Origin of the sequence: Natrinema marinum (assembly GCF_024296685.1) — an archaeon.
GTDB lineage: Archaea > Halobacteriota > Halobacteria > Halobacteriales > Natrialbaceae > Natrinema > Natrinema marinum.
On sequence record NZ_CP100763.1, the window covers coordinates 2,881,854 to 2,906,255 of the forward strand.

At 65.0% G+C, this 24,402-nt stretch carries 21 protein-coding genes; 13 read left to right on the plus strand and 8 right to left on the minus strand.

Annotated elements, in window-relative coordinates:
* Window positions 1-56: 56 nt before the first annotated feature.
* Together NKH51_RS14395 and NKH51_RS14400 are read right to left on the minus strand one after the other, a co-directional pair.
* Complete coding sequence (locus NKH51_RS14395; RefSeq protein ID WP_254762368.1) at window positions 57-350, minus strand: DUF7130 family rubredoxin-like protein; 294 nt, start codon at window positions 348-350, stop codon at window positions 57-59.
* A gap of 95 nt (window positions 351-445) precedes the next feature.
* Window positions 446-784, minus strand: coding sequence for a DUF7130 family rubredoxin-like protein (locus NKH51_RS14400; RefSeq protein WP_254765159.1), 339 nt, complete (start codon window positions 782-784; stop codon window positions 446-448).
* Window positions 785-1,185: 401 nt separating this feature from the next.
* On the opposite strand from NKH51_RS14400, the gene NKH51_RS14405 reads away from it, so the two are divergent.
* A complete protein-coding gene (locus NKH51_RS14405; RefSeq protein ID WP_254762369.1) occupies window positions 1,186-2,097 on the plus strand; it encodes an alpha/beta fold hydrolase in 912 nt (303 codons plus the stop codon).
* A gap of 249 nt (window positions 2,098-2,346) precedes the next feature.
* Here NKH51_RS14405 and NKH51_RS14410 read toward each other — a convergent pair whose 3' ends face one another.
* The gene (locus tag NKH51_RS14410; RefSeq protein WP_254762370.1) at window positions 2,347-5,982 is read right to left on the minus strand and encodes a DNA polymerase II large subunit; all 3,636 of its coding nucleotides are present in this window, start codon (window positions 5,980-5,982) and stop codon (window positions 2,347-2,349) included.
* 1 nt (window position 5,983) lies between these two features.
* Entirely contained in the window at window positions 5,984-6,403 is a 420-nt protein-coding gene (locus NKH51_RS14415) for a PPC domain-containing DNA-binding protein (protein ID WP_254762371.1), read from the minus strand.
* A 266-nt stretch (window positions 6,404-6,669) separates the two neighbouring features.
* Between NKH51_RS14415 and NKH51_RS14420 the strand changes: the two genes are divergently transcribed.
* The 6 genes from NKH51_RS14420 (at window position 6,670) to NKH51_RS14445 (ending at window position 13,351) form a co-directional block, all read left to right on the plus strand.
* Window positions 6,670-8,256, plus strand: a complete 1,587-nt coding sequence (locus NKH51_RS14420) for an ABC transporter substrate-binding protein (RefSeq protein WP_254762372.1) — start codon at window positions 6,670-6,672, stop codon at window positions 8,254-8,256.
* A gap of 136 nt (window positions 8,257-8,392) precedes the next feature.
* Window positions 8,393-9,439: an ABC transporter permease gene (locus NKH51_RS14425; RefSeq protein WP_254762373.1), complete on the plus strand. Its 1,047-nt coding sequence runs from the start codon at window positions 8,393-8,395 to the stop codon at window positions 9,437-9,439.
* Window position 9,440: 1 nt separating this feature from the next.
* Window positions 9,441-10,481 (plus strand): ABC transporter permease, encoded by a 1,041-nt coding sequence (locus NKH51_RS14430; RefSeq protein WP_254762374.1) that lies wholly within the window; start codon window positions 9,441-9,443, stop codon window positions 10,479-10,481.
* A 2-nt stretch (window positions 10,482-10,483) separates the two neighbouring features.
* Window positions 10,484-11,647, plus strand: coding sequence for an ABC transporter ATP-binding protein (locus NKH51_RS14435; protein WP_254762375.1), 1,164 nt, complete (start codon window positions 10,484-10,486; stop codon window positions 11,645-11,647).
* Between the two features lie 10 nt (window positions 11,648-11,657).
* Window positions 11,658-12,977, plus strand: coding sequence for an ABC transporter ATP-binding protein (locus NKH51_RS14440; RefSeq protein ID WP_254765160.1), 1,320 nt, complete (start codon window positions 11,658-11,660; stop codon window positions 12,975-12,977).
* A gap of 215 nt (window positions 12,978-13,192) precedes the next feature.
* Window positions 13,193-13,351, plus strand: a complete 159-nt coding sequence (locus NKH51_RS14445; protein ID WP_254762376.1) for a hypothetical protein — start codon at window positions 13,193-13,195, stop codon at window positions 13,349-13,351.
* Window positions 13,352-13,415: 64 nt separating this feature from the next.
* On the opposite strand, the gene NKH51_RS14450 is transcribed toward NKH51_RS14445, so the two are convergent.
* Window positions 13,416-13,922: a hypothetical protein gene (locus NKH51_RS14450; protein ID WP_254762377.1), complete on the minus strand. Its 507-nt coding sequence runs from the start codon at window positions 13,920-13,922 to the stop codon at window positions 13,416-13,418.
* Window positions 13,923-13,976: 54 nt separating this feature from the next.
* Complete coding sequence (locus NKH51_RS14455; protein ID WP_254762378.1) at window positions 13,977-14,351, minus strand: winged helix-turn-helix transcriptional regulator; 375 nt, start codon at window positions 14,349-14,351, stop codon at window positions 13,977-13,979.
* A gap of 184 nt (window positions 14,352-14,535) precedes the next feature.
* Between NKH51_RS14455 and merB the strand changes: the two genes are divergently transcribed.
* A complete protein-coding gene (gene merB, locus NKH51_RS14460; protein WP_254762379.1) occupies window positions 14,536-15,078 on the plus strand; it encodes an organomercurial lyase in 543 nt (180 codons plus the stop codon).
* A 20-nt stretch (window positions 15,079-15,098) separates the two neighbouring features.
* Here the strand turns inward: merB and NKH51_RS14465 are convergent, their stop codons facing one another.
* Window positions 15,099-15,260 carry a DUF7556 family protein gene (locus NKH51_RS14465; protein ID WP_176548145.1) on the minus strand — a complete coding sequence of 54 codons (162 nt, stop codon included), beginning with the start codon at window positions 15,258-15,260 and terminating at the stop codon, window positions 15,099-15,101.
* A 133-nt stretch (window positions 15,261-15,393) separates the two neighbouring features.
* Here NKH51_RS14465 and NKH51_RS14470 point away from each other — a divergent pair, with 133 nt between their 5' ends.
* The 4 genes from NKH51_RS14470 to NKH51_RS14485 all read left to right on the plus strand — a co-directional run bounded on the left by NKH51_RS14470 (window position 15,394) and on the right by NKH51_RS14485 (window position 20,222).
* On the plus strand, window positions 15,394-16,248 hold the full coding sequence (locus NKH51_RS14470) for a CBS domain-containing protein (RefSeq protein WP_254762380.1): 855 nt from the start codon (window positions 15,394-15,396) through the stop codon (window positions 16,246-16,248).
* The gene (glyS, locus tag NKH51_RS14475; protein WP_254762381.1) at window positions 16,241-18,001 is read left to right on the plus strand and encodes a glycine--tRNA ligase; all 1,761 of its coding nucleotides are present in this window, start codon (window positions 16,241-16,243) and stop codon (window positions 17,999-18,001) included. The genes NKH51_RS14470 and glyS overlap by 8 nt, the downstream gene beginning before the upstream one ends.
* A gap of 294 nt (window positions 18,002-18,295) precedes the next feature.
* Entirely contained in the window at window positions 18,296-18,880 is a 585-nt protein-coding gene (locus NKH51_RS14480) for a diacylglycerol/polyprenol kinase family protein (protein ID WP_254762382.1), read from the plus strand.
* Between the two features lie 130 nt (window positions 18,881-19,010).
* Window positions 19,011-20,222 (plus strand): MFS transporter, encoded by a 1,212-nt coding sequence (locus NKH51_RS14485; RefSeq protein WP_254762383.1) that lies wholly within the window; start codon window positions 19,011-19,013, stop codon window positions 20,220-20,222.
* Between the two features lie 23 nt (window positions 20,223-20,245).
* Here the strand turns inward: NKH51_RS14485 and NKH51_RS14490 are convergent, their stop codons facing one another.
* Complete coding sequence (locus tag NKH51_RS14490) at window positions 20,246-20,746, minus strand: TspO/MBR family protein (RefSeq protein WP_254762384.1); 501 nt, start codon at window positions 20,744-20,746, stop codon at window positions 20,246-20,248.
* A 1,220-nt stretch (window positions 20,747-21,966) separates the two neighbouring features.
* On the opposite strand from NKH51_RS14490, the gene NKH51_RS14495 reads away from it, so the two are divergent.
* A complete protein-coding gene (locus tag NKH51_RS14495) occupies window positions 21,967-24,393 on the plus strand; it encodes a DEAD/DEAH box helicase (RefSeq protein ID WP_254762385.1) in 2,427 nt (808 codons plus the stop codon).
* Window positions 24,394-24,402 lie beyond the last annotated feature (9 nt).

Below are 24,402 nucleotides of genomic sequence, written 5' to 3' on the forward strand. Positions count from 1 at the left end.
GGTGGAGCGAGCGCGGTAAAAACGGTTGCCGTCGGCGGCCGTGCGGTCGCCGCGGCTCAGTCTTCGGTCCAGTAGTACAGGTCTTCGCGGTCGGCACCGCAGTTCGGGCACGCGTCGGGCATATCGTCGTCGAGTCGTCCCATTTCGCCACACTCCCAGCAGCGCCACATCAGTTCGGCCTCCCCGAACTCGTGGCCAGAGCGGACGTGCTCGACGCTCAGCCCCTCGAGTCCGTCCTGAAGGGTGACGTAGAGTCCGTTCTCGTCGACGCCGCGGATTCGTCCGATTTCCGTGCCGTCTTCGGTGTAGACCGTCGTTCCGAACGCCAGTCGCGGTTGTTCCTCGGCCATGTGGCTCACCGGTGGACGGTACGCCTCGGTCGGCAATAAACCCACAAGTGCTATACGGAATCTGGCTACTGGGGCGACGAGTCGGCCGGCTGGACTCAGTCCTCGGTCCAGTACATGAGGTTCTCCTTCTCGGTGCCACAGTTCGGACACTCGTCGGGGAGTCCGTCGTCGATATCACCCATCTCGCCACACTCCATACAGCGCCACATCAGTTCGGCCTCCCCGAACTCGTGACCCGCCCGTGCGTGATCGACGCTCAGCGCCTCGGCGCCCTCGCGGGTGGTGACGAAGAACCCGCTCTGTTCGAAGCCCCGGATGCGACCGAGTTCGTTGCCGTCCTCGTCGTAGACGGTCTGTCCGAAGCTGAGCTTCTGGACCTCCTCGACGGCCTCTTCGTCGCCCTCTTTCGCCGGTGTCTCGCCAGTGTTGACCATGACCGGATGCAGGCCGGCGACGCGAATAAAGCCCAAGCGCGCATTGTTCGACCGGCCGCTCGAGGGCGTCAGCGAGACGAACGCGGGGCACACGCGGCGACGAACTCGTCGTGCGAGGTGTCCACACGATAATAGAAAACAATATACACCCTCCAACAAGAGACATGGTTCATGATAGTTCGTCTCACACCACTGTCGGTCGGCGATACCCGTTCGGTCCGGACGCGCCCTCGTGAGGGAGGGGGGCTGGGAACGGCGCCGATCAGTGTGGCGAAACGAAAGGGTGGGTGCTCGGTACGAACGGTGGGGACGCCGCTGTCGTCGGCTCGGATACAACCGCTCGGGAGCAATCCAGCCCCGCAGACGGTCGCAGGTCATTGTCCTGCTGACGTGATCCGACCATGAGCGGGACCGGCGTCGCGACGATCGGCGACTGTCGGATCGCCTACCGACGGGCGGGGACGAGCGGACCGCCCGTCGTGCTCTGTCACGGTGCCGGGATCGACGACGCGACCGTCTCGTGGCACCACGCGATCGACGCCCTCGCGGACGACTACCGCGTCTACGCCATCGACTGGCCGGAGTATGGCAACAGCACGGGCGACGTGACCCACACCGTCGAGACGTACATCGAGGTCCTCGAGGGATTCCTCGAGACGCTACCCTTCGAACGCGTCTCGCTGGCCGGCATCTCGATGGGCGGCGGCGTCGCACTCGGCTACACGCTGGCCAATCAGGACCGCGTCGATCGCCTCGCGCTCGTCGACAGCTACGGCCTCGGCAAGCGACTGCCCAGCGCCCTCCAGTGGAAAGTCCTCTCGCAGGTCCCCGGCATGACTGAGTTCAGCAAGATCGCCGCCAGCACCACCACGGCGAGCGTCCGGATGGTCCTCGACAACCTCGTCGCGGACGCCGACGAGTTGCCCGAACCGTTCGTCGACGACGTCCGGCGGAAGCTGATGGAACCGGGCTCGATCCAGGCGTTCACCGAGTTCCAGGAGAACGAACTCTCCTTTAGCGGCCGCGTCGAGACGAACTACGTCGACGACCTCGAGTCGCTGTCCGTCCCGACGCTGCTCGTCCACGGGAAACAGGACCCGCTGGTCCCCGTCGAGTGGTCGATCCGCGCGGCGGAACTGATTCCGGATTCGGAACTCGACCTCGTCGACGACTGCGGCCACTGGACGACGCGCGAGCGACCCGAGCGATTCAACGAGCGTCTCGAGAACTGGCTGCCCGATCCACAATGTGTGCCACAGCTACAGTACACGAAGGCGGAGATGCCGGGCGTCACTCGAGTTAGCAGCGATTGAGTCGGCTATTCGTCCGTTTTCCATCCGTTCTCCGTCCGTTCTCCGTTGGCCGGGAGTGCGTCTCGAGCAGCCGCGAGAGACGCACGACCCGGGGAAGGGCAGGCCGTTACCCAGGAACTGACCGCGAGCGAACGAAGTGAGCGAGCGGGCCGACGACTGACTCGGAACGAAGTGACGGGAAAGGAGGAGTGCTTTTGATGGAAATTTTGCCGAGGGCGCGCCGTCGGCGCGCCCGCAGAGCAAAATTTCCTACATGAAATCCTCGATCCCGCTTTGCTTGTTTTTGTCGTTCTCGAAGATGCTCTCGAGCGACCGTTCTAAGACCTCTAACCGCTGTTTCGTGTAGGGCCGGCAGTCGTACTCCTCGGCGACCTGAATCGCGGTCTGCATGTACTTGTTCACGGAGCCCTTGTGGACGGTGAGATTGACGCGACCCCCGCATTCGCGACAGTCGCCGGTCAGGGGCATCCGGCGGAACTTCTCGCCGCAGTCGAGACAGCGAGTCTCCTGGCGGGCGAACGCCCGGAGGTTGCCGATGAGGTCCGGCAGGAAGTGGTACTCGATGACCCGCTCGGCCACGTCGGTCTCGTCGACCGACTCGAGTTTGCGCGAGAGCTCGAGTTGGGCGTCCATCTTGTCCATCATCGAGCCGAGCGTCTTGTACGCCGAGAGGTCGGGCCCCATCGCGATGTCGGTGGTGTCGTGGGTGTGCTCGAAGCCGGTGTACTCGAGATCGGTGCCGAGGTTCTCCTCGGCGATCTCGACATCGACGTCCTCGGGGTCGGCCTGCTCGCGGCTCGCGAGATAGAACTCGCGGGGGTACTGGGAGACGACGTCCATGTTGTGGGCCTCGTCGTCGATCTCCGAGGGATCGATCCGCGAGGACATGACGAGGGGCGCGTCCATCTTGCCGCCCCGCTGGTCGGGGAGGAACGACTTACTGAAGTTGAGCAGTCCGTCGAGAAGCAACATGACGCAGTCTTCGTCACCGTCACAATTGCGGCGTTTCGCGGCGTGAAAGTACGGATGAGCGTATCCGACCGCCGCGCTCGTGAAACCGATCACCCGTCCGACAGTCGCCGCCGACGTGTGCGGAGCCATCCCGAAGACGAGTTCACCGACGAGGTCCTGGCGGTCCTCGAACTCGTGGAACGGCTCGAGGCCGTAGTACTGCTCCAAGAGATCGTCGATGAAGTCGGCGGTCTGGAGCATGTGTTCTGCCGCGCCGTCCGAGAGGACGATGTCCTGAACTTTGAGTTCGACCAGTTGGTCCTCGTGGGTGAGCGGCTCGCCGTGGATGTCTTCTTCGTAGCCAAGGGCCTGCAGTTGGCCGACATCGACGTCGAGTTCGCTCGCACGGACCGACGTGACCGGCAGGTCGGTCATGTCGTAGCGGACGGTGCCGTCTTTGAACGCCGAGACGTCGTGTTTGGCCCGCAGAATCCCCTTCTCGATGGGTTCGGGGACCTTGTTCGTCGAGGAGAGCCCCTTGACGCCTTTCAGGATGTCGAAGGCGTTCTCGCGCTCGCCGACCGACTCCAAGGCCGAACGGTACTCGTCGTTGATGTCGATTTCGCGGGAGTCGACGCAGGTCGCCTCGCGCTCGCAGCGCGGACACTCGACGCGGCCGGCCTCGTCGGGTTCGACTTGCACGTCGCAGTCGTAACAGCGGTAGTCCGGCGTCGTCCGGGCGTTGCAGTCCGGACAGCGGTTCTTGAACGTCTCCGTCCCGCACGATTCGCAGCGCTGGCGGCCGATCTGGAGTTCGACGATGCCGGGCGTATCGGACATCGTCTCGGCGTGTTTGGCCGCGTCGGCGACGTTGCGCTGTGCGCCGCCGGCCTCGCCGATAGGAAAGAGCGTGTGAACGGGCGGGCTCAGGTCGCGGCGCTCGGACTTCTCGGGGCGGCCCATCCGATTGCCGATTCGCGTTGGCGCCCGCTCGCGGACCCGGAACGGGGCGACCTCGTTGACCGCCTCGATGGCGTTGTCGCCCTCGGTTTCGTGGCCCCACGTTCGCGCGCGCTCGGAGAGGTCATCCGCGTCCCAGGTGCACTCGAGTTCGATCGTCGACCCGTCTGCCACCCCGTCGGGGTCGATCGCAGCACCGTCGGTGACCGCCTGTCGGGGTTCACAGCCGACCGTGTGGACGAACGGTCGCCAGTCGTCGATCTCGATACGGCCTTCGCTCTCGCGCTGGCGGTGTTCGATGACGATCGCCTCGAGCGCATCGCTGACGGTCTCGTCGTATGCGAGGACGAGCGTGCTCCCGGCGTCCCCGTCCTCGATCCGGCCGTCGGCCACCGCCGCCGCGAGATCACAGAAGGCGTCGACCGAGAGATCGTGCCAGAGATATGTGTACTCGGGGTGCAGCGGCGCGTCGTACTCCGTGGCCCACTCGAGGGCATCCTCGGCGTCGGGGAACTCGAGGTCGATGCGGGGGTCGTCCTCGAGGGCCTGAGTGTCCGCGCCGGCGGCCGCGAGGTCCTGGATCCACCACTCGTAGGTGTAAGAGGCGGGGGCCAGCGGGTGGTTGTTCTCGACGAACTCGCCGTAGTTGACCAGATACTCACCGAGGTCCAAGATCTTCTCGACGCCGTTTCGGATCTCGAGGGCGTCCTCGGGGTCGTCGATTCGCCGGACGTCGCCGTTTGCTAGTTTGATCGTCGGCCCCTCGAGGGAGTCGACGGGAACGACGCCCGCCGCCTTGCCGGGGCGTTCGGTCTTGATCTGGGTCCCCGTCGCGAGGAAGTCGTCGACCAGATGCATCGCAGCAGGGTGGACGCCGGCGGTCGCGAAGCCGTGGTTGCGCGCCCGGCCGTAGCGCAGCCGGAAGCCGCCCTTGGCACAGGGATGGGAGAAGACCGGGCGACCGGCGATCAGGTCCCGGAGGAACTTCGTAGACTCCTCGACGCGGGGCGGCCCCTCGGGTTCGCCGCCCGCGTCCTCGTCGGTCTCTTCTGCATCGCCGTCTACCGCTTCCGCCTCGGCATCGCCGTCATCGTCGGCTTCGTCGTCGGTCGCTTCCTCCTCGTCAGCGTCGTCGTAGTAGGTGCCGTCGATGAGGTCCTGGAGCCACGGCCAGTCGACCTCGTCCAGATTGCGGGTGTAGCGCTGGATCTTCGGCGCTTTCAGCGCGATCCCCTCCGCGAGGACGAGACACATCCCGCCGCGGGCGCTGTTGGTGTCGACCCGCTCTAGGTCACGAAAGCCGGACACCTCCTCGTCGCCCGTCGCCTCGCCGTCCAGCATGATCGGCATGTGTTTGGCGATGAACTTCGTCTCCTTGTCCTTCGGCGTGTACTGGAGACCGGTCTCCTTGTCGTACAGCGAGATCTCCTCTGCGTAGCGTTCGACCTCCTCCTGGCGGGCGTCGTACTGTTCCATGCCGACGAGCGCGCGCGTGTAGTCGGCCACGAGCACCGACAGCGCCTGCGCGGTTCCGCCGGCCGAACGGATCGGGCCGGCGTAGTAGACGTTGACGAACTCCGTCCCGTCGTCGTTCGTGAGGATCTCGACCCGATCGATTCCCTCGATAGGCGCTGCGACGACCCCCTCGGTCAGTAGGGCGACCGCGGTCCGAACCGCACCCTCGATCTTGCCCGCTTTCGTCTCGTAATCGCCGACGCGACCCTCGGCGAAGTCCGCCGCGAGTTCGAGCGCGGCCTCCTCGCGGGACATCTCGCCCTCGAGTTCGCGGACGCGCTCGGCGACGCCGTCGATCCCGAGGATGTTCTCGACCCGGTCGGCCATGTCCTTGGCGACCGGAATCTCCACCTCGGGTTTCGGATCGCCGCCCCGCTCTTTGGCCCGCTCGGCGACGTCGAAGGCCTCGTCGAGCTGCGATTCGAGTCGCTCGAAGTAGCGCTCGTCTTCCGCCCGCATGTTAGAGCCAGAGGTCCAGTTCGGTGGTCTCGTCGTACTCGCGCTCGAGGGGGTCCTCGAAGGCGCGCAGGTTGACCTCGCCGGCCCAGACCGTCGCCTCGTTCAGGTGGCCGGCGACCGTCTCGCCGTCCGGTCCCGAGAGGACCGCGTGCGTGTGGGCGAAGCGCTCCCCCTCGAGCCACGAGACGTTCCCCGTACAGCTTGCCACCTCGAGCGGCTCGTCGAACTCGATCGGATGGTACTCGCAGTCCTCCTGATCGTAAAACCAGAGTTCGGCGTCCTGGACCGCGCCGATCGCGGTGAACCAGGCGGCATCGGCCTCGACCGCGTCCGCGAGCGACTCGATCTCGGCCCGCCAGTCGGCACCCGTCTCGAGGCGGGCGACGTACTCCCCGGCGGGGTCGACGGCTCGATAGTTCATACGACACATCAGTAGCTGCCGATAGAAAAAGTTCTGCGTTCGGTCAGTGGCAGGCAATTCGATGCTAACGATATGCACGATAGTGGGCAAAGATGACCATAAAGTGCCCCCCATTGGTAATTTCAGCCCAATACTGGACATTAATACAGATTGTACACCAGTATCGGGCATAAGGTGACAATTCTAATCCACCACCCCGGTATTATCGACATAAACGATACACACATCAAAAGTTATATAAGGAAGACTATGGCATATGCGAAAGTATGTCACATAACGTGGCAAATATCACCAGACGGCGGCTCCTGGGCTCGGGAGCGGCCGTCTCAGCGTCAGTAATCGCAGGGTGCATCGGTGGCGGCGGTGGGTCCGGAAACAACGACCGGTTCCACTTCACGCAGGAGCAATCACGCGAGGAACAGTTCGATCCCGTCGTCTCGAACGACGCCTACAGCTTCCAGGTGATTCAGCTCGTCTTCGACGGCCTCTACGAGTACGGCGAGAACCTCGAGTTACAGCCGAAACTCGCGGCCGGCGAGCCGACGGTCGAACGCGAGGGGACGCGGTACATCTTCGAACTCGAGGAGGGCGCGACGTTCCACAACGGCGACGAGGTGACCGCCGAAGACGTCGAACACTCGTTCGTCGCACCCGTCGAGGAGGAGACGGAGAACGCCGCCGAGTACAACATGATCGAGAACACCGAGGTCATCGACGACTACCAGCTGCAGGTCGACCTCGGAGACCAGCCGTACGGTCCGTTCGAACTCGCGACGATGGGCGTCACGGTGGTGTCCAAGAGCGCTCGAACCGAAGACCGGGACGCGTACAACACGAATCCGGTCGGCTCCGGTCCGTTCACGTTCGCCGAACTTCAGGAGAACGAGTACGTCGACTTAGAGCGCAACGACGACTACTGGGACGACCTCGAGCCGAACCTTCCCAGCGTCCGCTTCGTGGCCCACGACGACAACGCGGGCCGGGTCTCGGACATCCGCGCGGGGAACACCGACGCCATCGCGGGGATCCCCAACGACGACTGGAGCGTCCTCGAGAACGAGGAGGGCGTCCAGCTCCACTCGGCCGAGAGCCCGACGTTCATGTACATGGCCTTCAACTGTAACGAAGGTCCGACGACCAACCCGCAGGTACGGAAGGCCATCGCCCACTCGTTCTCGATGTCGGACTTCATCGAGTCCAACGCGGGGAACGTGACCTCCCCGATGTACAGTCCGATCCCGCCGGTCGTCAACGAGGTCTGGGAGTTCCCGGAGGACGAGTACCAGAACATGCTACCGTCGTACGACCCCGATCGGGCCCAGTCGCTGCTCGACGAGCACGCGCCGGACGACTTCACGCCGACGATCATCACGCCCGAGGGGATCCGCGCGCAACTGGCAGAGCGGATCGCCACCCGGCTGGACGAGATCGGATACGGAGCCGACGTGCAGAAGCTCGACTTCGCGACGCTCGTCGAGAAGTACACCACCGGGAACGCGAGCGACTACCAGATGTACCTGCTGGGCTGGACCGGTGGCCCCGACCCCGACTACTACCTCTACCCGCTCTTCCACGAGAGTCAGGCGGGGACCAACCAGGGCCACTACTACGGCGGGAGCGACGGCTTCCACCAGAACATCGCCGACGCCCGGAACTCGGCCGACCAGGAGCAACGGTACGACCTCTACGAACCCGTTATTCGCGAGATCGTCGAACAGTTGCCCGTCATGCCGGCGTTCACTCAGGACAACACGATGGCCTCGAGAAACTACGTCTCCGGCCTCCAGGCCCACCCCGAGGTGACGAGAAATCCGACGCTCGTCGCGGAGTATACGAACGTCTCGCTCGAGTGAGGACGGCCCGCTCGAGCGACCGCGACCAACCGGCCGCTCGCGCGAACCGCCCGCGGTCGGCGGGGACCGCCCTGCCGACTCGAGGGCGGGGACCGAAACCGATGCCGCGACGAGATATTAGACCATTCGCTGATCAATGAAACTGCTAAAGTACGCGATATACAGACTCTTGCAGGCGATTCCGGTCCTGATCGGGATCTCCGTCATCACGTTCCTGCTCGCGAATCTGGGACCGGGCGATCCGGTCAGCCTGATGCTGCAGGGCCAGGAACACAGCGAGGAACTGGTCAGGGCGATCGAACAGAAGTACGGGCTGGACAAACCGTTGCACGAACGCTATCTGACGTACATGGCCGGCCTGCTCCAGGGCGACCTCGGGCAAAGCATCTACTACGAACGGCCGGTGACGGGCCTGATGCTGGACCGCATCGGGCCGACGCTCCTGTTGGTCCTGTCGGCGTACGCGTTCGCGCTCGTGACGGCGATTCCCCTCGGTATCATCGCCGCTGACCGGCGCAACGAGCCGACCGATCACGCCTCGCGCATCACCGCGCTCGTCGGCGTCAGTACCCCGTCGTTCTGGATCGGGATCGTCCTGATCCTCATCTTCGCGGTCGAGTTACCCAATTTCCCCTGGCCGCTCTCGCTGCTGACCGCGATACCCGGCCTGCCGTTGCCCTCGAGCGGGCTCGTCTACCCGTGGCGACCGCCCAGCGCCTACCGTGGGATCAACGGCCACATCGAGCTGTACTATCAGACGATACGACACCTCTTGCTGCCGATGATCGCGCTGGGGACGCTGCAGATGGCGACGATCATGCGCGTCGAGCGCACGCAGATGATCGAGTCCCTGCAGGGCGAGTACGTCAAGTTAGCGCGGGCCTACGGCGTGCCCGAGCGGACGATCCTGCGAAAGCACGCGTTCCAGGTGGCCCAGCTGCCGATCATCACCATCGTCGGCCTCAACCTGTCGACGGCGCTGGGCGGGGCGGTCCTGGTCGAGACGGTGTTCAACATCAACGGCATGGGACAGCTGTTCGTTAGCGCGATTCAGCAGAACGACTATCAACTCGTGATGGGCGTCACGATGATGCTCGGCGTCCTGTTCGTGGTCGGCGTCATCATCACTGACATCTCGTACGCGTACGTCGACCCGCGAGTCACCTACGGAGAGCAAGAATAAGATGGCAATCGGCGACTCACACTACGACGGCGAACGAGACTCGGCGGCCGGCGAAACGGCCGGAGACGACGTCGAGGCGCGCGTCGGCTGGCGCCACACCTTGGCGCAGATCAAGCGCGACACCACGGCCCGCTGGGGGCTGTACATCGTCGCGACCGTCCTGTTCGTCGCGGTCTACGCGTTCGTGGACAGCCACCTCTCACTGCTGACGTTCGGGCTGCTGTCGGACTTCACGTTCGCGAAGTTCCTCCCGATCTTCGATCACCCGACGCACATTCCGCCGCCGGGTGAGGGAACACAGCACATGCCGCCGTACTTCCCGCTGGCCGAGCAGTCGTGGAACCCGCTACCTGCCGGCGGCACGCTCGACCATCCGCTCGGGACGGACCACACCGGTCGAGACTACTTCACCCGGATCGTCTACGGGACACAGGTATCGGTGTTCGTCGGACTGATCTCGACGTTCATCGGGCTCTCCGGCGGGACGATCGTCGGGGCCGTCGCCGGTTACTACGGCGGCCGCGTCGACGACACGCTGATGCGGCTCGTCGAGATGATCTACGCCATCCCGCCGCTGATCCTCATCATCGTCTTCACCGTCTTCGTCGGCGGGGCGAACATCTGGTACGCGGTCCTCGGCGTCGGCATCGCGTTCGTACCGGTTTTCGCTCGCATCATTCGGAGCCGGGTCCTGAGCATCCGCGAGATGGACTACATCGAGGCGGCCCGCGCCGCCGGCGTGAAAGACCGCCACATTATCATGCGACACGTCGTCCCGAACAGCTTCGCGCCGGTGCTGGTGTACGCGACACTCCAGATCGGCGTGACGATCCTCATCGTGGCCGGGCTCTCCTTCCTCGGCTACGGCGCACAGCCGCCGACCCCGGACTGGGGCCAGATGCTCCAGACCGCACACGGCTACATGCACTCGAACATCTGGCTCTCGATCTGGCCGGGGCTGGCGATCGTGATCACTATCATGGGCTTCAACCTGTTCGGCGACGGCCTGCAGGACGCCCTCGACCCGCGAATCGATGACTGACAATGAGTTCGGAACCACTACTTCGCGTCGAGAACCTCAAAACGCAGTTCGATACGGAAGCAGGAACAGTACGCGCCGTCGACGGCATCTCCTTCGAAGTCTACGAAGGGGAGATCGTCGGCCTCGTCGGCGAGAGCGGCGCCGGCAAATCGGTCGCCTCGATGAGCCTGCTACGGCTCGTCGAGAGCCCCGGCGAGATCGTCGCCGGCGAGATCACCTACAAGGGCGAGACGATCGTCGGCATCGAGGAGGGGCCGGACGGCGAGCCCCGACAGCGCGACGACGCCCTCTCGAGCGAGGAGATTCGGACCCGCATTCGGGGCAACGAGATCGCGGTGATCTTCCAGGATCCGATGGAGTCGCTCAACCCCGTCTTCACCGTCGGCGGACAGCTCCGGGAGTTCATCGAACTCAACCGCGGGCTGCCGGAAGACGAGGCGAAAGCCGAGGCGATCGACATGCTCCGCGAGGTCGGCATCCCCGATCCCGAGCAGCGCTACGAGGAGTACCCCCACCAGTTCTCCGGCGGGATGCGCCAGCGCGTACTCATCGCGATGGCGCTGGCCTGCGAGCCGAGCCTCATCATCGCCGACGAGCCGACGACGGCTCTGGACGTGACGGTGGAAGGGCAGATCCTCGATCTCGTGGACGACCTCCAGGAGAAGTACGGGACCAGCTTCATCTGGGTCACCCACGATCTGGGCGTCGTCGCCGAGATCTGCGACCGGGTGAACGTCATGTACTTAGGCGAGATCGTCGAGCAATCGCCGGTCGACGAGCTGTTTTACGACACCAAACACCCCTACACCAACGCGCTGCTGAACTCGATTCCCCGCCCCGATCGGACCGTCTCGGACCTCGAGGCGATCGAGGGCGTGATGCCCGAGGCGATCAATCCGCCGTCGGGCTGTCGGTTCCACCCGCGCTGTCCCGACGCGCACGAAGTGTGCACGCGGGTCCACCCCGAACCGAGGGTCGTCGCCGACGCCGACGGCGAACCGCACCGCGCGGCCTGCGTCAAACACGGCGCGTTCGACGCCGACTACGACGGGAGCCCGCCGCTCGAGGCGGCGGAAGCCGAAGAAAGTCCACAGACGGTCGAGCCGGAATCGGAACTCGCGGCCAATCCGGTCGCGGACGAGAGCGGAGGTGAGGGCGGTGAGTAGCGGGATCCGGATGGACGAGGAGGACAGCTACGACCGAGAGGGACCGCTGCTCGAACTCGAGGGCGTCTCCAAATACTTCGCCCAGGAGTCGGGGCTGCTGGGGGGCGTCCAGTTCGATTCCAGCCGTTTTCCGCCGGTCAGCGTCGACCGCGGGCGGGTCGAAGCGGTCGACGACATCTCCCTCGAGATCCGGCCGGGCGAGACGCTCGGGCTCGTCGGCGAGTCCGGCTGCGGCAAGAGCACGCTCGGCCGGACGATCCTGCGCCTGCTCGAGCCCACCGAGGGAGACATCTACTTCAAAGGAGAGAACTTGGCCGATCTCGGCGGCGAGGAACTGCGCCAGACCAGGTCGGACATGCAGATGATCTTTCAGGACCCGCAGTCGTCGCTCGATCCGCGGATGAAGGTCGGCCGGATCATCGAGGAGCCGATGCAGGCCCACGACATGCTCGACGACGAGGGGCGGGAGGCCCGCGCGAAAGAGCTGTTAGAGAAGGTCGGGCTCGATCCGCGCCACTACAACCGGTACCCCCACGCCTTCTCCGGCGGGCAGCGCCAGCGGATCAACCTGGCGCGGGCGCTGTCGGTCGATCCGGACTTCGTCGTCTGCGACGAGCCCGTCTCCGCGCTGGACGTCTCCATCCAGGCGCAGGTGCTGAACACGATGGAGGAACTTCAGGAGGAGTTCGGCCTCACCTACCTCTTCATCGCCCACGACCTCTCGGTGATCCGCCACATCTCCGACCGCGTGGCGGTGATGTACCTGGGCCACATCGTCGAGCTAGCGGAGAAAGAGGAACTGTTCGAGAACCCACAGCACCCCTACACGCGTGCATTGCTCGAGTCGATCCCCGTCCCCGATCCACGGGAGACGGGAACCAGAGGCGTCCTCGAGAGCGAGGTACCGAGTCCGGCGAATCCGCCCTCCGGCTGTCGGTTCCGGACCCGCTGTCCGCGCCTGATCGCGCCCGACGCGTACGACTGGGGCGACGGCGAGTGGGAGCGGACGCGGGCGTTCATGCGCGCGGTCAAGCGCCGAACGTTCGAGCCGATGCCGGCCGCGGAGGTCGACGCCGCGTTCTTCGACGGCGACCTGCCGGACGGCCAGGCGGGAGATGTCGTCGCCGAAGCCATCGACCTCGTCGCGACCGATCGCGAACCGGACGGCGACCGCGAGGGAGACGGCCCGGTCCGGTGGGAGGCGGCGACCGACCTGTTGCTCGAGTCCTTCGCCGAACGGAGTATCTGCGCGCGCGAACGGCCGGCGTACGACCTCGAGTCGGCGGACGGAGCGGGCGAGCGGTTCGCGGCGTGTCACTTACACCGGTGAGCAAGCGAGGAGGTCCGCCATCGTGTCCGCTTTCCCTCATTTGTGAGCCGGTCGCGAACCTCGAGACCCGTCGCCGATGGAACGAACGAATACCGACGATACGTGTCTCAATACCGTCGTGCGTCCGACACCACACGCGTCACTGGCGCCGTCGAACCCACACGATCGTTCATCTCGAAAACACTTATACAACCGCCACACTTCTTTACTACTGTATGAGTAAACTACTCACCACCGTCACAGCAAGTACGAACCGACTCGCGAAGACCCGACGCACGATCGCCCACTCCCCCGACTTCGGCGGCGACCGGCCGACCGACGAGAGCGGGCGACCAGCCACGCGCATTCCACCGGGCGGCTTTCTCACCGGGTGAGGACTCGAGTCGATGATCGACCCCCGTGGCCGCGGTCTGCACTTTTCGCTCGATTCGGCGCCGCTCAGTCGAACACCGACGACGGCCCCTTGAGGTACACGTCCTGTTCGGTCACCCGCTCGTAGACGTCGTAGAGCGCCTCTACTGCCGTTTCATCGGGGTCGAACCGGACGTGGGGCGCGGCGTGATAGCCCCGACAACTGAGCAGGAAGAAGTACAGCGTCCGGTGGTGGTCGGGCGTCGCGTCGATGACGCCCATCGAGCGGCCGCCGAGGTCGTCCGAGAAGTCGTTCAGCAGCGCCGCGATGTCGTCGTGAAGCTGGTCGTCCGGCCGATATCGCGGCACCCCGAACGTCCGCTGCATGTACGTCGTCGCCGCCTCGAGAAACGGGTTCGAATCGAGCCCCGTCGGATCCACGGCCCGAAACGTCTCGTAGAGATCGAGGATCGAGGAGAGTTCCCCGCGCGTGACCGCGATGGGCATCACGGGGTCGCCGTTGGGCAACGAGTAGTCCGGAAAGGCGTGCGAACCGGGGTCGGGCAACCGGGCGAACACCTGTTCGAGCGACATGTATTCGCCTATGTCACGAGATCCCAAACTGTTACCGGTGGCGTCGGCTCGCGGCTACGCCTCCCGATCGGCGGCCCACTCGAGCAGCGGCTGGAGCCGACGACAGAGTTCGTCGCCGTCGTCGGTGAGGTCGTACTCGACGCGCGGTGGTATCTCCGCGTACTGCTCGCGCTCGAGGTAGCCGGCGTCGACGAGATCCTCGAGCCGCGTCGAGAGCGTCGAACTGCTCACGTCCTCGAACGTCTCCTCGATCTCGCCGTAGCGCGCGGGGCCGATCGCGCCGACGACGCAGATCAGTTGCATCGCGTACCGACGGCTGAGGAGGTCCATCAGCCCGTCGAGTTGGCAGTAGCAGTCGAGATCGCACGGCGTATCGGATGCATCGGTCGTCTCGGCCGGCTCGAGTCGGTCGTCGTCGGATTCGCTCATGGCTTTCGGTCACCGAAGTTACTCCGTTACTTCGGAGTCGACAGTACAAGTACTTCGCGACTCGAAGTAACGTCGTATGACGGAGCAAACCTGCGAGTGTTGCGGCACAGTCGAAAGTCGGTCCCCGGAAAAAGACCGAGAGGAAGAAGCGTCGGTCGATCGGTGGGTCGGTGACGGATCGGTCATGGAAACGCCCCTGCCGGACGACGTTCGGACGGCGATGGACCGGTTCTTCGGCGACGCGTCGATCGCGACGCTCGAGGACTGGGTCACCGAACTCCGGGCACGGACCGGCGGCGGATCGATCGACGTCGATGATCTCTGTCACGCCGAGGGAGAGACGCCCCACTGGGGCGACCTCGACGGGAGGCGGTACCACTTCCGATGTTTCTACGATGCCGTCGCGCTGGCCGAACTGGCCTCGGAGCCAGTCGAGATCCGCACGGAGAGTCCGAGTGGGGCAGTCATCGAGGCTCGAGCGACGGGCGACGGCGACCTCAGCGCGACGCCGTCGACGGCGGCCGTCTCGTTCGGGATCGTGACCGACGACTCGGTGACGGACGGAACACCGACGCTCGAGGACGCCTACAGTGCGATCTGTCCGGCAGTCAGGGCCTTCCCGACGCGGGAGGCCTACGAACGGTGGGCAGCAGAAACGAACGCGGCGACTATCGGTATGCCGGCATCGGCCGCGACAGCGGTCGCAGCCGGACTCGTAGACGAATAGATCCCGTTCCCTTTCCCCAGTTATCGCCAAGCCGGAAGCGTCGGCGCGTCGTCCGCCTGCATGGAAAGCCAGGCACCGTCGGCGGAGATGTCTGCGATGACGTACTCGTCGCTCGCGGCCGTCGAATCGATCGAACCGACGATCGTGTCGTCGGACGTCATGGCGTGGGGGTTCGTCGCCATGTGAGAGAGTCACAACCACGTACATATAAACTCATCGAATCGGACTGTCCGTTCACGATACCCATCGGCGATCGGACGAATGCCGGCCAATGAAACACTGGGTTTATACTCATTTTCGCCGTACCGACGGGATATGAACGTAGCCGACGCGATGACGCCCCGCGAGGACGTGGTGACCGCCGACCTGCCGGGTACGCGCTCGGATGTCCTCGAGTATCTCCAAGAACAGTCGTTCTCGTCCGTGCCGGTCGTCAAGCCGACCGACAACGGCCTCGAGTATCGGGGGCTGATCTCTCGAGAGACGCTCATCGAACAGCCCGACGAGGACCAACTCGTCATGCTGATGGACGAGGACGTGCCGACGACGACCGCCGAGACTGCTCTCGAGGAGGCCGCGCGGCTGATGGTCGAGACGGGCGCGCGGCGCGTTCCAGTGGTAGACGGCGAGTTCGAGGGGATCATCACGGTGACCGACGTGATCCACGCGATCGCGGCGGGCGACCAGGAGACCGACGACGCCGTCGAGTCCTATGTCAGCGAGGACGTGAACACGACCTACGAGGGCACGCCGCTGCCGGTCGCCGAGCGAGAACTCTCCTACGCGAACGTCCCCTACACCGTCGCGCTGGACGAGGACGGAGAGATGAGCGGCGTCCTCACCGAGGTCGATATCATCGATGTCGCCCGGATCGTTGAGGGCGAGGAGGCGACCGGCGACAACTTCGGCGATCAGGACGACGAGTGGTCCTGGGAGGGCATCAAGGCCGTCGGGAGCCGCTATCTCCCGACTCGAGACATCGAGATCCCGGCGGGCCCGATCCGGGAGTTCATGAGCGACGACGTGGTGACGGTCTCGACGGACACGTCGGTTCAGGAGGCCGCCCAGCGGATGATCAGCAACGACATCGAGCAGATCCCGCTGGTGACCGGCGAGCAACTGGTCGGCATCGTCCGCGACATCGACCTGCTGGAGGTACTCTATGAGTGAGCAAGCGCACGCGGCGGAACCGACGAGCGAGAAACTGGTCGAACTGGCCAAGCGGCGGGGGTACTTCTTCCAGTCCTCGGGCGCGTACGGCGGCGTCGGCGGCTTCTACACGTTCGGCCCGCAGGGTGCAGCGCTGAAAGGCAACGTCGAGGACGCCTGGCGCGATCGCTTCGCGGTCGCGGAGGGCAACATGGAGATCGACGCACCGACGATCATGCCCGAACCCGTCTTCGAGGCTTCGGGCCACTTAGACGGCTTCGACGACATGCTCGTCGAGTGTCCCGAATGCGGCGAGAGCCACCGCGCAGACCACGTCGTCGAAGACAACACGGAGTACGAGGACGCCGAGAGCCTCCCCATCCCGGAGGTCGAAGATGTCATCGCGGAGTACGAACTCGTCTGTCCGAACTGCGGCGCTGGACTGGCGGGCCAGGCCGTCGAGGCCTTCAACCTCATGTTCGCGACGAACATCGGCCCCGGCGACTCCCAGCCGGGCTACCTGCGACCCGAGACGGCACAGGGCATCTTCGTCGAGTTCCCCCGGCTCAAGGAGTACGCGCGCAACCAGCTCCCCTTCGGCGTCACCCAGATCGGCCGCGCGTACCGCAACGAGATCAGCCCCCGGCGCTCGATCATCCGCACGCGGGAGTTCACGCAGGCTGAACTCGAGTACTTCGTCGATCCCGAAACCGACGAGCCCGATCTCTCCGACGTAGAAGACGTCGAGGTGACGCTGTACCCGGCCAGCGAACAGAACGCCGAGGACGGGGAGGAACTCGAGACGACCATCGGCGACGCCGTCGAGGACGGGATCATCACCGACCAGTGGGTCGCCTACTTCCTCGGCGTCGCGAAGCCGTGGTACGACGCGGTCGGCGTCGACATGGACCGGTTTCGCTACCGCCAGCACCTCTCGGGCGAGCGGGCCCACTACGCCAGCGACTGCTGGGACGCCGAGAGCGAAATCGACGGCAACTGGATCGAGATGGCCGGCTTCGCCCACCGCGGAAACTACGACCTCTCGAAACACGCCGAACACTCCGGCGACCGCTTTACCGTCTTCCGGCAGTACGACGAGCCCAAGACCGTCGAGCGCGCCACGGTCGACCCCGATATGAGCTATCTGGGGCCGGAGTTCGGCGGCGACGCACAGGCAGTAGTCGGGAAACTCGAGGATCTGGCCGCGCGCGACCGCGACGCATTCGACGGAGAGACCGTCGAGATCGACCTCGAGGGCGAGAGCCACGCGCTCCCCGTCGAGAAGACCGGCTTCGCGGTCGAAGAGCAGACCGAGGCCGGCGAGCACGTCACGCCCCACGTCGTCGAGCCTTCCTTCGGGGTGGACCGGTTGGTCTACACCGTCTTGCACCACGCCTACCGCGAGGACGAAGTCGACGGCGAGGAGCGCACCTTCCTCGAGCTCGAGCCGGAGGTCGCGCCGACCTTCGTCGGCGTCTTCCCGCTGCAAAGCGACGATGAACTCGAGACCGAAGCAACGGAGATCGCCGCGGACCTGCGCGAGGCGGGGCTGTCGGTCACCTACGACGACTCGGGCAACATCGGCCGGCGCTATCGCCGTCAGGACGAGGTCGGCACGCCGTTTTGCGTGACCGTCGACTACGAGAGCCTCGAGGACGGGGCCGTGACGGTCCGCGAGCGGGACACGACCGCACAGAAACGCCTGCCGATCGACGAGCTCCCCGAGACGCTGTCGGCGATCCGGGCCGGCGACCTCGAGTTCGAGGAACTGTAGCGGACGTGTTGCCAGTATCGGCGGCGGCCACTGCTGTTGCACCCGCGAGCGAACCCGAAGGGTGAGCGAGCGGGCCGACGACTGACCCAGAAGCCGCGCGACGCGCGGCTGGCGGGGAAGGAGGAGACTTTTGATCAACCGTTTACCGAGCGAACGAGCGAAGCGAGTGAGCGTCGTTCGAGACGGCTTCGCCGTCTCGTGATCACGAAAGGCGCTTTGCGCCTTTCGAACGACAGCGTAAAAGGTTGGAGTTGATCGACGGACTGAAGGTCACCTCACTCGAGGCTCAATACGATGGCCGACGAACTGAAGCGGCGGCTCGTCCACGCCAGCGGCTCGGGACTGGTCGCGCTCTATCTGCTCGCCGGCGCACTCGAGCTGGGACTGACGTGGCCCCGGTTCAAGCTCCTCATGGTTACCCTCGCGGCCGGCGCACTCGTCCTCGAGTTCCTTCGGCTGCAGGTCGGACTCGACTGGCGGCTCTACGACGTGCTTACGCGCGAGTACGAGCAGGACAACCCGGCCGCGTACGCCCTCTACCTGATCAGCATGGCCGCCGTCGTGGTGGCCTTCGATCCGGACATCGCCCTCCCCGCCATGTTGATGCTCTCGCTGGGCGACCCGATCAGCGGCGCGGTCTCGGACAACAGCCTCCAGCGAATCAAGCCGCCGAAGGTGCTCGGAACGATGTTTCTCGTCTCGACGCTCGTCGCGATCCCGTTTCTCCCGCTGCCCGTCGCGGTGGTCGCCGCGATCGGCGCGACGATCGCCGACGGCGTGACCCTCGAGATCCGGACCTACATCATCGACGACAACCTGACGATCCCGATCTACGCCGCCTGTCTGGCGTTCGTCGCGATGAAGGTCGTCGCCGCGTGAGCCGCCGTCGCAGCACCGCTCGGGCTCGTGCCGACGCCGTTCCGGGCGGCGAACGGCCGGTTCCGAAATCGGCAAGCCCGTACCGTTCTGGAGCTATCAAGACGCTCGCCGCCAAACGAGAGCACCTACCGTGTCACAGCCGGGAGCGAGCGAGCGACTGTCGAGCGTGCGGGCCTTCTTCGCGGACGGCCGCGGCTCGATCCTCGTCGCCGTCGCCGCCGGCTGGTTCCTCTCGATCGGCGTCCGGCTCGCCTATCCGGTGTTGCTTCCATACCTCCGGGAAACCTTCGGGCTCGACCTGACGACCGCCGGACTGCTGTTGACTGCCCTCTGGCTCTGCTACGCACTGGGACAGCTCCCCGGCGGCCTGCTCGCCGACCGGTTCGGCGAGGGGAACGTCCTCGTCGCGAGCACCGTGATCTCGGCGGTAACGCTCGGGTTCGTCGCCGTCGCCGGCTCCGCGCCGGTGGTCTACGTCGCCACGGCGGCGTTCGGCTTCGGGACGGCGCTGTACGGCGTCGCCCGCTTTACGACGCTGTCGGACACCTACCCCGACAACGACGGCACCGCGATCGGGATCACGATGGCTGCGGGTCAGGCCGGCAACACCCTCCTGCCGCTCGCGGCCGGCGGCATCGCGTCGGCGTTCGCCTGGCAGTACGGCTTCGGCCTCGTCGTCCCAGCGTTCGCGCTCGTCGCGATCGGGCTCCGGTTCGTCGTCCCCGCGCGCACCTCGGGCTCGACCAGCGCCGTCGACAGCGTTTCGCTCGAGACGGTTCGCTACGTCGGTGCGCAACTGCGCCGGCCGGAGATCCTCACCGTCGCGGCGATCCAGATCCTCACCTACTGTGTCTGGCAGGGATTTACGGGCTTTTATCCGACCTACCTGATCCAGATCAAGGGCTTCTCCGAGGCCACCGCGACCGGACTCTTCAGCGCCTTCTTCGCGGCTGGGATCGTCGTCCAGCCGCTGACGGGCCGGCTCTACGACCGGTTCGGCATCCGGAAATCGCTGCCGCCGGTGCTCGGGATCGTCGTCCTGTCGTTGATCGCGCTCCCCTTCCTCGAGGGCTTTTGGCCCCTCGTCGTCGGGACCGTCGTCCTCTCGAGCATCCTCGGCTACGGGACGATCACCCTCCCGTACATGACCTCGGCGTTTCCCTCGGACATGCAGGGGACGGGACTGGGCTTCCTGCGGACCGTCTACATGACCGTCGGCGCGCTGAGCCCGGTCATGGTCGGCGCGCTGGCCGACCGGGGGTACTTCGACGAGGCGTACTTCGTGCTGGCGGGGTTCGTTGCCGTTGCGATCGGTTTCACGTGGTGGTTGCCGGAACAGTGACTCGGCTCGGGAAGCCGCTACGGCTACGCGTTCAGCCGCCAGAGTTCGTAGTTGAGCACGGCCGCGAACGTCACCCACGCGAGGTACGGGACGAGCAGCGCCGCCGCGCGCCGGTCGACCCGGCGGAAGGCGAGGATCGTCGCGGCGACGAGCGCCCAGAGGACGACGATGACGACGAACGCGGCGAACAGCGCCTCGAGAGTGAAAAACGTCGGCGTCCAGACGACGTTGACCAGCATCTGTGCGGCGAACAGCCCCAGCGCGAGCCGCCGGCCGTCGGCGTCGCTACGCCAGACGAGCCAGAGCGCGACGCCGAGCAGCGTGAAGAGCGCCGTCCAGACGACCGGGAAGGCGATCGTCGGCGGGTAGAACCACGGCTTCGCGAGGCTGCGGAACCAGGCGCTGTCCGGCGACGAGAGGACGCCCGGCAAGCCGCCGACGACGTTCACTAGGAGGACGAACCCGGCTGCCCGAAGCAGCGAACCGGGATCGGGAGCGGAAAACGAGGGCGTTCGGGTTTCCATACGTTCGCTACGTCGCGAGCGCGCTTATACCGATGGCCGACCACCCACTCGGGAGATCGAACTGGCGCCACGAGGCGGCGTTCTGTCGCCCGCTCGAGCGAGGGACTACTTTCACCGCGGGACGGGAACCCTTCTTCGGGGCGGCGGTGAGCGACCGACAATGGCAGCGACGGACGAGGATACGACGGTGCCGCTGCTCGAGCCGCGGCGACAGCGTGTCGAACCTCGTATGAAATCGACGCCGATAACGTCGGTGCTCATCGAAACGTCGACATCGGAGTCGGACCGACGAGTCGTTCGTCGATCCGGATTACTAGTTCACCGTATCTCGTAATCGTAGCGTTGCGTTTCAGGACCCCAAACTGTTCAAACGATAGACTGACCAATTGTATCGTTAGATGCCCTCATCGTTATAGGACGAGATGGGAGTTAGCAAGGAATTTGATTATAACGTTCACCTGCCAGTCTAAGGAACAGACCATCAGAAGATTTTTCATCTGACATGAAAGAAAAGAACCATGGATAGCAGGGATGTAACCCGTCGCGATAGGTGGCGCGATTCTGTCCTTTTTTCATTGTTAACGGTAGTATCGGGCGTCGTCTGTTTTGTGCAGGGATTCTCTATAAGTTGGGTGGTCATTCTCGTCAGCATCGGGGTGGGGGGAGTATTGAGTACTGCTCTCGGAGTCGTGAAAGGGCGTCCGCTGTTCGAGCTTCCGTTGGCGCTAGTGTGGGTGGCCGCATTACCAATTGCCTTTATGCAAGAGTCGCTACGACCCGGTGCCGTCGCCTTGCACGCAACCGGGGCTATACTCATATTGTACGAGATTTATAAGTAGTCAGAGAAACAGAAGTGCTGCTCAGTTCTCGTGCCGAAATAGATGCAGCCCGATGGGCACACGGTCGTTCTCGAACGATACGACGTACTAACGGGTGCGGTAGATCCTCAAGGCCTTCGTTTCGTTCAGTCGTCGATAAGTGCGTGTCGAAGAATCGATCGGCGGCTCGGTAGAGGCGTCCGGAACCACCAGTCGACGGCACAGTATCGCTCTCGGCCCGGACCCTTGTGTGGGTTCGGACGGTTCCTGCGGCAGAGACGAGCGTATCGTAGAACGTCACCCACACCCCACTGGGGAAGCCAATCACAATGCAACACACGGGAGTTACACTTTCACCGTGCTTTCTCAACGCTTAACCGGGCCCGTATCGAATCGACGCCAATGGCTACGGCAGACGAGGAACCGGCTTCTATCGAGCACCCGCTCCTCGAACCAAATTTCCTCGAGCGCCGACTCTACCAGTTGAAACTTGCCGGCACGGCCGCGAACCACCACACCCTCGTCTGTCTCCCCACGGGGCTGGGGAAGACGACAGTGAGCCTGCTGGTGACCGCTCGACGGCTCGAGGAGGTTGGCGGAAAGTCCCTGATGCTCGCCCCCACCAAGCCCCTCGTCCAACAGCACGCGGACTTCTATCGCGAGGCCCTGCAGATTCCGGACGACGAAATCGTCGTCTTCACCGGCGACGTGAGCCCCGACGACCGCGCCGCGATGTGGGAGTCGGCGACGGTCGTGATGGCGACCCCGCAGGTGATCGAGAACGATCTGGTCGGGAGCCGCATCTCGCTTGCGGACGTGACCCACGTTACCTTCGACGAGTGCCACCGGGCGACCGGCGACTACGCCTACAACTACATCGCCGAGCGCTACCACGCCGACGCCCGCGAACCGCTCGTGACGGGCATGTCGGCCTCGCCCGGCGGCGACGAGGAGGCCATCCTCGAGGTCTGTGAGAACCTCGGCCTCCAGGAGGTCGAGGTGATGACCGAGGAGGACGCCGACGTCGACGAGTTCACCCACGACACCGACGTCGAATGGGAGCGGATCGACCTCCCCGAGGAGGTCATAGCGATCCGGGACGCACTGAACGAAGTCATCAAAGAACGACTCGAGAAGTTAAAGGAACTCGGCGTCGCGAAATCGACCCAGCCCGATCAGTCTCAGAAGGATCTCAACCGGATGCGGGCCGAACTCCAGCAGTTGATCAACAACGACCAGTCGGAGGGGTTCGAAGGGATGTCGGTCCACGCCGAGGTGATGAAGTTACGGCAGGCCGTCACGCTCGTGGAGACCCAGAGCGTCGAGGCGCTACGCCGGTACTTCGAGCGCCAGCGCAACCAGGCCCGCTCGTCGGGCGCGTCGAAGGCGAGCCAGCGGATGGTCTCCGACCCCCGCGTTCGCGAGGCGATGCGGAAAGCTGAGAACTTCGACGAGATCCACCCCAAGTACAGCAAAGCGCGGATGCTACTCGCCGAGACGTTAGGGCTCGAGGGCGGCGAGCGCGTCATCGTCTTCACCGAGTCCCGCGATACGGCCGAGGCGCTGACGGACTTCCTCTCGGAGAGCTTCGACGCCAAGCGGTTCGTCGGCCAGGGCGACCGCGAGGGCTCCGACGGGATGACCCAAAAGCAACAGCAAGAGGTGTTAGACGAGTTCCGGGCCGGTGAGTTCGAGGTGCTGGTCTCGACCTCCGTCGCCGAGGAGGGGCTGGACGTACCGGAGGTCGACCTCGTGCTCTTCTACGAGCCCGTCCCGACCGCGATCCGCTCGATCCAGCGGAAGGGCCGGACTGGCCGCCAGTCCGAGGGTCGCGTCGTCGTCCTCATGGCCGAGGACACCCGCGACGAGGCCTACTTCTGGATCTCGCGGCGCCGCGAGAAGGAGATGGAGTCCGAACTGCGCGACCTGAAAGGGATGGCCGACGACCTCGAGGACGAACTCGACGACTCACAGCAGTCGTTGGCCGACTTCGAGGACGGCGGAGAGAGCGGAGCGAAAGTGAACGACAACGGCGGGAATCCCGACGCAGTCGGCGATTCTTCCAGCGGAAGCGGAGGGGTTGCGGACCAACCGGGATTACAGGAGTTTGCCGACGGAGCCGACGCCGCGGACCCGGACGACGACATCGAAACGCACGAGCCACACGCGGAGGGCGAGACCGTCGAACTCGTCGCCGACCAGCGCGAGATGGACGCCAACATCGCCCGCGACCTCTCGCGACGCGAGGAGATCGACGTGCGCCTCGAGACGCTCGAGGTCGGTGACTACGTGCTCTCCGATCGGGTCGTCGTCGAGCGCAAGTCCGTCGCGGACTTCGTCGACTCGCTGGTCGGCGGCGACCGCTCGGTCTTCGAGCAGGTCGGCGCGATGGCCCGCCACTACTCGCGGCCGGTCGTCGTCGTCGAGGGCGCGGGGCTGTACGAACAGCGCGACGTGCACCCGAACGCGGTCCGGGGCGCGCTCTCGAGTCTCGCCGTCGACTTCGGCGCGAGCGTCCTGCGGACCGAAAGCGAAGACGACACGACCGAACTGCTCGCCGTGATCGCCGGCCGCGAACAGGCAACCGCCGACCGCGAGGTGTCGGTCCACGGCGAGAAGGGCACCAAGACCCTGAGCGAGCAACAGGAGTACGTCGTCGCCTCCATCGCCGAGATCGGCCCCGTCACGGCCCGGTCGCTGCTCTCCGAGTTCGGCACCGTCGAGGGCGTGATGATCGCGACCGAAGACGAGTTGCAGGCAGCCGACGGCGTGGGGAAAGTGACCGCCGAGCGGATTCGTGAAGTCGTCGGGAGCGATTATTCGGGATAAGAAGTCGAG

Bases quoted from the DNA above. Each gene is read 5' to 3' on its own strand.
- NKH51_RS14490 (WP_254762384.1), bottom strand. From the start codon at position 20,746: ATGGAAACCCGAACGCCCTCGTTTTCCGCTCCCGATCCCGGTTCGCTG.
- NKH51_RS14415 (WP_254762371.1), bottom strand. From the start codon at position 6,403: ATGAACTATCGAGCCGTCGACCCCGCCGGGGAGTACGTCGCCCGCCTC.
- NKH51_RS14400 (WP_254765159.1), bottom strand. From the start codon at position 784: ATGGTCAACACTGGCGAGACACCGGCGAAAGAGGGCGACGAAGAGGCC.
- NKH51_RS14455 (WP_254762378.1), bottom strand. From the start codon at position 14,351: ATGAGCGAATCCGACGACGACCGACTCGAGCCGGCCGAGACGACCGAT.
- NKH51_RS14450 (WP_254762377.1), bottom strand. From the start codon at position 13,922: ATGTCGCTCGAACAGGTGTTCGCCCGGTTGCCCGACCCCGGTTCGCAC.
- NKH51_RS14430 (WP_254762374.1), top strand. From the start codon at position 9,441: ATGGCAATCGGCGACTCACACTACGACGGCGAACGAGACTCGGCGGCC.
- merB (WP_254762379.1), top strand. From the start codon at position 14,536: ATGGAAACGCCCCTGCCGGACGACGTTCGGACGGCGATGGACCGGTTC.
- NKH51_RS14410 (WP_254762370.1), bottom strand. From the start codon at position 5,982: ATGCGGGCGGAAGACGAGCGCTACTTCGAGCGACTCGAATCGCAGCTC.
- NKH51_RS14465 (WP_176548145.1), bottom strand. From the start codon at position 15,260: ATGGCGACGAACCCCCACGCCATGACGTCCGACGACACGATCGTCGGT.
- NKH51_RS14395 (WP_254762368.1), bottom strand. From the start codon at position 350: ATGGCCGAGGAACAACCGCGACTGGCGTTCGGAACGACGGTCTACACC.
- NKH51_RS14470 (WP_254762380.1), top strand. From the start codon at position 15,394: ATGAACGTAGCCGACGCGATGACGCCCCGCGAGGACGTGGTGACCGCC.
- NKH51_RS14420 (WP_254762372.1), top strand. From the start codon at position 6,670: ATGTCACATAACGTGGCAAATATCACCAGACGGCGGCTCCTGGGCTCG.
- NKH51_RS14445 (WP_254762376.1), top strand. From the start codon at position 13,193: ATGAGTAAACTACTCACCACCGTCACAGCAAGTACGAACCGACTCGCG.
- NKH51_RS14425 (WP_254762373.1), top strand. From the start codon at position 8,393: ATGAAACTGCTAAAGTACGCGATATACAGACTCTTGCAGGCGATTCCG.
- NKH51_RS14440 (WP_254765160.1), top strand. From the start codon at position 11,658: ATGGACGAGGAGGACAGCTACGACCGAGAGGGACCGCTGCTCGAACTC.
- NKH51_RS14405 (WP_254762369.1), top strand. From the start codon at position 1,186: ATGAGCGGGACCGGCGTCGCGACGATCGGCGACTGTCGGATCGCCTAC.
- NKH51_RS14480 (WP_254762382.1), top strand. From the start codon at position 18,296: ATGGCCGACGAACTGAAGCGGCGGCTCGTCCACGCCAGCGGCTCGGGA.
- glyS (WP_254762381.1), top strand. From the start codon at position 16,241: ATGAGTGAGCAAGCGCACGCGGCGGAACCGACGAGCGAGAAACTGGTC.
- NKH51_RS14495 (WP_254762385.1), top strand. From the start codon at position 21,967: ATGGCTACGGCAGACGAGGAACCGGCTTCTATCGAGCACCCGCTCCTC.
- NKH51_RS14435 (WP_254762375.1), top strand. From the start codon at position 10,484: ATGAGTTCGGAACCACTACTTCGCGTCGAGAACCTCAAAACGCAGTTC.